Genomic DNA, 3093 nt, shown 5'->3' on the forward strand with positions numbered 1-3093 from the left:
AACTAGGTTCTTTATTAATACCTTTCCTAATTTCTAAATACATTATAGCTCTTGACTTTAGCACTGTCAATAGATGAGTGCTAAAATGTTTTAATTATTTAAAAAAAGCAGATTTCTCTGCTTATTGAATATAGGTTCTGTATTGTTTAATAATTCTTGTTAATCTAAAGACAATAAAGAGATTAGATATTCCATTAATTAAAAATAATATACCAATCACAAATGAAGATGAAATCACTGTACTTGGTGCTAAAAAGAACATCGCAAGACCTGTAAATATTAAAATTGTGACAACAACATAATCAAAAGTTAAAGAATAACTTATCATTGATTTAATAAACGTATAGGCTTCAAAACAATATAAAGCACTAACAATAATATATAAACTAAAAATATAAGAGAAGAAAGTTGTCATAAGTGGTATATGTGTTAACACAAAAATTCCTAACAAACATTTTAGAAAACCACTTAATAATGTATTCTTCATAAAATAAATATCAAGCCAACCATTTAAATAATAAATAAAATCAAGAATACCTGTTGATGTAATAATTATTCCTGCAATAATCGTAATCATTTGAAATGATTCTTGAGGATTGATCAAGAATAAAATCCCAATAATAATTGCACTAAGTGCGTTGATCCAAATACTTGTTTTTACTTTATTTAATGTTTTCATATGTATCACTTCCTACTTATAATATAGTCCTCTTTTATTGATTATAAAATGGACAAAATAAGTAAAATAACCAAAAAAACAGACTTATAATAAAGTCTGTGAGGAACTATCTATTAAATGATAGATTTTTTCTACAAATAATTTTAAATCATAATCTCCTTGGCATTCTAACCAATCAATTAAAATACCAATCATTAAACATTTATAAAAATGTGTTAATGTTCCCTTTTCATCTTCACTTCTTGATACATAATGTGAAGATTGTTTCATAAACATTTTAACAATATGTAAAGCGACATGATTCATATAGGTAATAAACTCATCTTTTTGTGATGAATTATAAAGATGTTGAAAAGCTTTTTTATGTTGATTACATTCTTCTATAAGTGGTACAAGACATGTCATTGGTGAACCAAATTCATAGTTATTTTGAATAATTTGATCTGCCCATGATTTAACAGTATATTCTGCTAAATTAGGAATATCTTGAAAATGATAGTAGAATGTATTTCTATTTAAATGACAGCGTTCGACAATGTTTTGAACCGTTATTTTATTAAATGGTTTTTCTTCTAATAATTGCCAAAAAGCATCAATAATTGTTTCTTTTGTTTTTTTCATATCATTACCTCATTTACCACATTATAACAAAAAAGAAATTGTAGATGAACAATTTCTTTTAAATGAATACTAATGAATATATTCGTATTTATCAATAACTATAAGAACAGTAAACCAATATTTATCTTCTGAAAAAGATATTTCAGATTTATATTTTTTTAAAGTTGATTTTACACTTGATAAACCAATTCCATGTTCTGACGTTCCTTTTTTACTTATGAGCTGAGGATTATATTTTAATACTGGATAGTTAATTCATATCAAAAACAATAAATAACAAATACTTAAATATAATTATAAACATACAATTATATAAAATGACAAATGCTATATAACTTAATGAAATCTGATATTTACCTTGTAATGCTATTCAATTATTATGATAATACTCCTGTAGAGCTACAAGTAAGTCTAACAGTTAATTTTTTTGTTTCATAAGATGTATTATCATAGCTATGTTTTGCTGTTGCAGATGCTATTGCTGTTGCTCCTGATTTAGAAGCAGATTTACTCGAAATAGCCCATTTATTATTATATACACCTGACTTAACTGATGATGAAATACATTTTGCTGATCCATTACCATATGAGAACGTTCCAGTTACAGTTACATACCATTGTTGAACGCCCGTACTACTATTATATCTAGCAATTTTACTAGCAGTTTTTTGAGATCTGGCATAATCATTAGATACAAATATAGTTGTTTCAATATACGAACCATCTTCCAAATATTCTATCTGTGAAATATTTTCATAATTATAAGCATTTACTTGTGAAGGTATGCATAAAATACAAAATAAGCTTAAAAATAATATAATTTTTTTCATAAATTTTCTCCTTTTATTTAATAATTTCTTCAGTAATATAACCATGTGTTTCTGATTTTGCTTCTTCATATAATTGATTTAATCTATACATTTTAAATCCCCATAATAGAGTTATTAAAATTAGAAGTGTTGAAAGAAAATATTTAAGTAACTTTTCCCTATTTAGTTTTTTTATGAGTTCATTACTTTCCATATTTTCAATATAAGATCCTGCAACCTCATTAGGCGTACCAAATTCATTTACAATATCCTGATAAGTACATCTCTCTAAATCATCTGAAAATTCTTTTATTCTTTGAGTTAATAATAAGATAAATTCTCTTTTATCTTTTGAATGGATAGGAATTATTCTTTTTACATATTTAATAAATTTTTTTGAATCTTTATTCATTTTTTTCCACCTCACCATATTCAATAATGTCGAATACACCTTTAATATTTTTTTTAAAATCAGTAATTGTTTTTTCTAGATAGTCTCTTCCTATAGGTTCAATATGATAATAAACTCTTACTTTTTTATTTACTATTTCATCTCGACTAGAAATGTATTCTTTTTTCAATAGGTTATGCACTACGGGATAAAGTGTACCTTCTTTTATATCTAATGTATTATTTGAAACTTCTTTGATTTTTTTTACTAATTCATATCCATAGCAATCACTTACTTTTAACAAACTTAAAACAAGCATATCTATATTAAAAAAGCTATTTGATTTTGCCATAACTATATCACCAAAATAATTATAGCATTATAATATTATAATTACCATACTATTATTATAAAGGTATTATTGACAATATAGTAATATAAGATATAATAAAATTAAGGTAGACGTCAACCTAAACTAATGAAAGGAATACCCGTCTTTAGAAGTTATCACTATATTTTTTAGAACTACATTTAAACCATTTCTTTCAATATGTCGATTTTATCGGCTTTTTTTATACTTTTAATTTTTTTAT

General features: G+C 24.4%; 6 protein-coding genes. All 6 read right to left on the minus strand.

Annotation, left to right across the window (positions count from 1 at the left end):
* Positions 1-121 precede the first annotated feature (121 nt).
* The 6 genes from LJD32_RS14725 to LJD32_RS14750 all read right to left on the minus strand — a co-directional run bounded on the left by LJD32_RS14725 (position 122) and on the right by LJD32_RS14750 (position 2852).
* Entirely contained in the window at positions 122-679 is a 558-nt protein-coding gene (locus LJD32_RS14725) for a DUF308 domain-containing protein (RefSeq protein WP_227392789.1), read from the minus strand.
* An 84-nt stretch (positions 680-763) separates the two neighbouring features.
* Entirely contained in the window at positions 764-1300 is a 537-nt protein-coding gene (locus LJD32_RS14730; protein ID WP_227392790.1) for a TetR/AcrR family transcriptional regulator C-terminal domain-containing protein, read from the minus strand.
* 69 nt (positions 1301-1369) lie between these two features.
* Positions 1370-1555, minus strand: a complete 186-nt coding sequence (locus LJD32_RS15695) for a GHKL domain-containing protein (protein ID WP_081919049.1) — start codon at positions 1553-1555, stop codon at positions 1370-1372.
* 122 nt (positions 1556-1677) lie between these two features.
* Positions 1678-2130, minus strand: a complete 453-nt coding sequence (locus LJD32_RS14740; RefSeq protein WP_032091146.1) for a hypothetical protein — start codon at positions 2128-2130, stop codon at positions 1678-1680.
* Between the two features lie 13 nt (positions 2131-2143).
* On the minus strand, positions 2144-2521 hold the full coding sequence (locus LJD32_RS14745) for a DUF6120 family protein (protein ID WP_227392791.1): 378 nt from the start codon (positions 2519-2521) through the stop codon (positions 2144-2146).
* Entirely contained in the window at positions 2514-2852 is a 339-nt protein-coding gene (locus LJD32_RS14750) for a PadR family transcriptional regulator (RefSeq protein WP_227392792.1), read from the minus strand. Before LJD32_RS14750 ends, LJD32_RS14745 begins: the two co-directional genes overlap by 8 nt.
* Positions 2853-3093: the final 241 nt, after the last annotated feature.

Source organism: Faecalibacillus sp. TM498 (assembly GCF_020589955.1).
Taxonomy (GTDB): domain Bacteria; phylum Bacillota_I; class Bacilli_A; order Erysipelotrichales; family Coprobacillaceae; genus Faecalibacillus; species Faecalibacillus intestinalis.